Origin of the sequence: Desulfuromonas thiophila (assembly GCF_900101955.1) — a bacterium.
GTDB lineage: Bacteria > Desulfobacterota > Desulfuromonadia > Desulfuromonadales > Desulfuromonadaceae > Pseudodesulfuromonas > Pseudodesulfuromonas thiophila.
Genome location: NZ_FNAQ01000015.1, coordinates 1 through 4,232 on the forward strand (window position 1 = coordinate 1; position 4,232 = coordinate 4,232).

The 4,232-nt window shown below is 46.7% G+C and carries 7 protein-coding genes; 1 reads left to right on the forward strand and 6 read right to left on the reverse strand.

Annotated features, from left to right (window positions below; translation table 11 throughout):
• Positions 1-348: transposase (locus BLR80_RS10335; RefSeq protein ID WP_143012133.1), on the forward strand; the 348-nt coding region annotated here is incomplete at its 5' end.
• Between the two features lie 101 nt (positions 349-449).
• Here the strand turns inward: BLR80_RS10335 and BLR80_RS12725 are convergent.
• From BLR80_RS12725 to BLR80_RS12980, 6 genes are all read right to left on the reverse strand, one after another.
• Positions 450-1,019 carry a hypothetical protein gene (locus BLR80_RS12725; RefSeq protein WP_143012134.1) on the reverse strand — a complete coding sequence of 190 codons (570 nt, stop codon included), beginning with the start codon at positions 1,017-1,019 and terminating at the stop codon, positions 450-452.
• The gene (locus BLR80_RS10340; protein ID WP_092079671.1) at positions 1,016-1,537 is read right to left on the reverse strand and encodes a Tle-like phospholipase domain-containing protein; all 522 of its coding nucleotides are present in this window, start codon (positions 1,535-1,537) and stop codon (positions 1,016-1,018) included. The genes BLR80_RS12725 and BLR80_RS10340 overlap by 4 nt, the downstream gene beginning before the upstream one ends.
• Positions 1,534-2,097 carry a hypothetical protein gene (locus BLR80_RS12730; RefSeq protein WP_143012135.1) on the reverse strand — a complete coding sequence of 188 codons (564 nt, stop codon included), beginning with the start codon at positions 2,095-2,097 and terminating at the stop codon, positions 1,534-1,536. Before BLR80_RS12730 ends, BLR80_RS10340 begins: the two co-directional genes overlap by 4 nt.
• Complete coding sequence (locus BLR80_RS12735) at positions 2,094-3,380, reverse strand: hypothetical protein (RefSeq protein WP_143012136.1); 1,287 nt, start codon at positions 3,378-3,380, stop codon at positions 2,094-2,096. Before BLR80_RS12735 ends, BLR80_RS12730 begins: the two co-directional genes overlap by 4 nt.
• Entirely contained in the window at positions 3,377-3,940 is a 564-nt protein-coding gene (locus BLR80_RS12740) for a hypothetical protein (RefSeq protein ID WP_143012137.1), read from the reverse strand. The genes BLR80_RS12735 and BLR80_RS12740 overlap by 4 nt, the downstream gene beginning before the upstream one ends.
• Positions 3,937-4,232, reverse strand: a 296-nt coding sequence (locus BLR80_RS12980; RefSeq protein ID WP_171906415.1) for a hypothetical protein, incomplete at its 5' end; no start/stop codon positions are given. The genes BLR80_RS12740 and BLR80_RS12980, both read right to left, overlap by 4 nt.

Genomic DNA, 4,232 nt, shown 5'->3' on the forward strand with positions numbered 1-4,232 from the left:
TCGATCAAAGGCTACCTGTTGCGCGAGGATTTCCAGCGGTTCTGGGACTATCAACGCCCCGACTTCGCGGGAAAGTTTCTCGACAACTGGGTGACCCGGGCACTTCAAACCGACTTGGAGCCGATGAAGAAAGTAGCCCGGATGCTGCGCAGCCACAAGCCGCTGATCCTCAACTGGTTCAAGGCCAAAGGGCGGCTTTCCAGCGGGGCCGTGGAGGGTATGAACCTCAAGGCGAAACTCACCATGAGAAAAGCCTTCGGTTTTAAAACCCTGAAATGCCTGCAAATCGCCTTATATCATGAACTTGGCAAGTTGCCGGAACCTGATTATCTCCACAGATTCTGCTGACGAGCCTGAAATTCCTGGCGTAAGATCCAGCGCATATGCCGCCATAGAAAGTTGAGACTGTTTGAAATACTCCATTATGGTTGTCATAATCGCTCCTTTCTCTATTCTTGAGAAGGTTCAGGTTCAAATAGTTGTCCGTAAAATTCTCGGCTAAATTCTGGCTTGCTGATAAACACACAGGAATCTGCTACATTGTTTGGACTGAAATTTCGCCTTATCCAACCACCCCAAAACCGAAAAGTGGTAACCTCTGCCAACACCTTTTGCCCGAGTCTTTCCTTTACAGGCGAAGTATCTTTATCAATAGAAAATATTGATGAATAACGCTCTATGCGACCACCAGACTCATCGAGTTCCTTCACCCAAAAATCGTGGTCAAGATAGCCGTATTGGTTGAAAAACATTGGTTCACCTGATTCATCCCAATACTTCGCCGGCAACTCAATAGTTTTGTATATCTTCACTCCGGCTTGAGTAGCACAAAGATGTCTAAGGTAAATTCGCCCCCCAATTTCGTCCCAAGTAGGTATGAGTAAAAGCACGACGATTCCTATGACTGCAACCAAGGCTTTATACTTCCCTTTTCTTGGAACACGCATAAGCCATCGGATTACAAAGAATCCGACAGTAGAGTAGACAAGCCCTAAAATTAGGTAATAGATAAAAATCATTTCAGAATTCCACAATCTTCGCGAGCCAGATTGGTGGCGAGAAACCCGCCTAACGAGTGACCTGTAACTGAAAAATTGGTCCGAAGAGTTCCATCGTCCTTCCACTTTTGTATCTGAGCAGATAGTGCAGCGTACTGGGCTTGATGTTCGCTGGTTCCCAAAACTCCGATATCAATAATATCCGTAACAATATCGTCTAAATCGGTTGGTTCGGTGCCACGTATGGCGACAACCTGTTTACCGCTACCGTCTTCAAATAATGTCACCGAGAGGCCGGTCGGGTTGAGAAACGTCTGTTCATCGCCAAATTCATCGTAATAAGTCTCTTCGACCATACCGTCGTATTGATCGAGGACGGTCCAATTTGGGGCGAAGGTTTCAGCTTGTTTCTGAGACATGCCGTCACCATCATTCATAAGCGCATCAATATAATCTTGTTGCACCATTCCAGCAGCTAAATCCGAATATGATGCTAGCGCAAGCTCAGAATACTTGTAATAATCTGTTATCGTACTCATTTTTTAACCCCCTTTAGAAAAATTGAGTTTTCGAAATTACTTCCTTTTACCGGGTCTGGACACGAAAAGGACGATGGATGCCACGGGCCGGGTAGATCCCCACCCCCACGTCCATAACGTATGAGTTCACCTAAAACTTTATTGTCACTTCGACGAATAATTACAGTATGTGTTCGAATTAGTGTCGGGTTCTTCCTTCTTAAATACTGTCTTTCCTTTTCATAAAAGTACAAATCCGCAGCAGTTGCTTTGTCTTTAGAAGGAATGAAAATCCTACCAGCCCAATCAAGTAAATCAGGCGTCAACTCCACCGTCTCATAAACCTTGACGCCTCCATCAATTGCACACAATTTCCGCACCTGGGCATCCCAATACATCTTTTTCCCAGCGACCTCCCAGAAAGCCCCGCCAAACCAAATGCTAAAAAGAAGAAGACCAATGGTGACATGAAGAATCTTTCGCCTCAGGTCAGCAGGCTGCCATCGTCGCCAGAGGCGATAAATGACCCATCCAACAAAAACCCAAAGCCCAATCAGAACCAGCAGGTAAAATCCGCTCATGCCGCATGTCTCCACCTGTGACCATCATCACCAAAGGGGCTTTCGATACAGTCGGCCAGATACATGTTGCTGAGTTGCCCCTCACCGGTGGCCGGATCAAAAATATCGAGTTCGCCGTTTTGGTTAAAATTGCTGTAATCGGCTCCGACAACGGCAAAGGGGTTGAGATTGACCAGGGCGTAGCGGTAGGCGATGTCACTTTGGGCGCGGGTTTTGATGTCGGAGGGGGAAAAAGACTCTATCTCTCCATCGGAATCGGTTGTGGCCATGACTTCAATGCTCAAGCCGGAAGTGTCGCCCAATACATTGGTAATACTATCAATATCGGTATACAGATCGTCACGCTTTATGTCGTATTCTTTGCCGGTTCGCGGGGTAAACCCGGTGGCGAACAATTTTCCCAATGCTGATACCGCTGATTCAAGAGTATGGTCGGCTTTATTCGCGGAGGTCTCAAGCAGGCTGGTGATGCTGCTGAGGGTCAGGGATGCGTCGATTTGCGAGAACAGGTTGTAGACGGCGAGGGAATCGGTAAGATATTTGATGAAATGATTGCCGAGCTTATGATCTTCGATCTCAATTCCGACGACCGGGGCAAGACTTTCACCCAGTCCTGCAATGGGTGATATCCCAACACTGGCCCAAATATTTGAAATCTGAGCTAAGTCGAGAGCCAGGAAATCTGTGCCGAAGGTTTGATTGAACAGGTCGATGAGTTCGCCAGCCGCACCAAATACTCCCGGAGCATTGTAAAAATATGCATGGTCAACACTACTCGCAAAATCAACCATCAACCCACCTGCCAACCAGCCCCCCAAAGAGTGCCCTGTTACTGAGAATGAACCAGATAACACCCCCGTTTGTTGCCATTGTTCGACCTTGCTTTTTAATGCCTGATATTGTGTAGATTGGTCGGGAATCCCGTGTAAAAGAATGCCTCCATCTGCCACAATGTCGTTTAAATCGGTAATTTCAGTTCCTCTGACAGCAAGATAATGTTTCCCATCGGCAATGTTCTCGAAGATCGTGGCCGACAGTCCGGTCGGATTGAGAAACGTCTGTTCATCGCCAAATTCATCGTAATAGGTTTCTTCGACCATGCCGTCGTATTGGTCGAGGACGGTCCAATTATCAGCGAAATCTTCGGCTTGTTTCTGGGACATGCCTTTAAAACCACGCTTTAAAGCGTCAATATAATCTTTACGTAACATCCCAGAAGAAAGGTTTGAATATGAGGCAAAAGCTAACTCAGAATATTTGTAATAATTTGATATTGTGCTCATTTTTTATCCCCCTTTAGAAAAATTGAGTTTTCGAAATTACTTCCTTTTGCCGGATCTGGACACAGAAAGTATGAAGGTTCCCAAGGTCCGGGCAAATCCCCCCCACCCCGTCCATAACGTATGAGTTCACCGAGAACTTTGTTGTCACTGTGACGAATAACTACATGCCGAGTTCGTGAAATTTTAGGATTTTCATTTCTTACGACTTGTATTTCTGTATCGTAAAAATATAAATCCGCATCCTTAACATCAGATTTTTCTGGAATATGTATCCGCCCAAATCTGTCCAACAAATCTGGCGTCAACTCCACTGTCTCATAAACCTTGACACCCCCATCAATTGCGCACAGTTTTCGAACCTGAGCATCCCAATACATCTTCTTACCGGCAACCTCCCAGAAGGCCCCGCCAAACCAGAGCGAGAAAAGAAGAAGACCCGCAACAAGGTGGAGAACTTTTCGTTTCGCCTCTTGCGGCTGCCATCGCCGCCAGAGGCGATAAATGACCCAGCCAACCAACAGCCAGACCCCAATCAAAACCAGCAGGTATAATCCGCTCATGCCGCATGCCTCCACCCGCGCGGGTTAAACCCGGTGACGAACAATTTTCCCAATGCTGATACTGCTGATTCGAGGGTATCGTCGGCTTTATTCGCGGAAGTTTTGAGAATGGTGGTGATTTTATCGACCGTCAAGGATGCGTCGATTTGTGTGAACAGGTTGTAAACAGCAAGGGAATCGGTGAGATATTTGATGGAGTGATTGCCGAGCTTATGATCTTCGATCTCAATTCCGACGACCGGGGCAAGACTTTCACCCAGTCCTGCAATGGGTGATATCCCAACACTGGCCC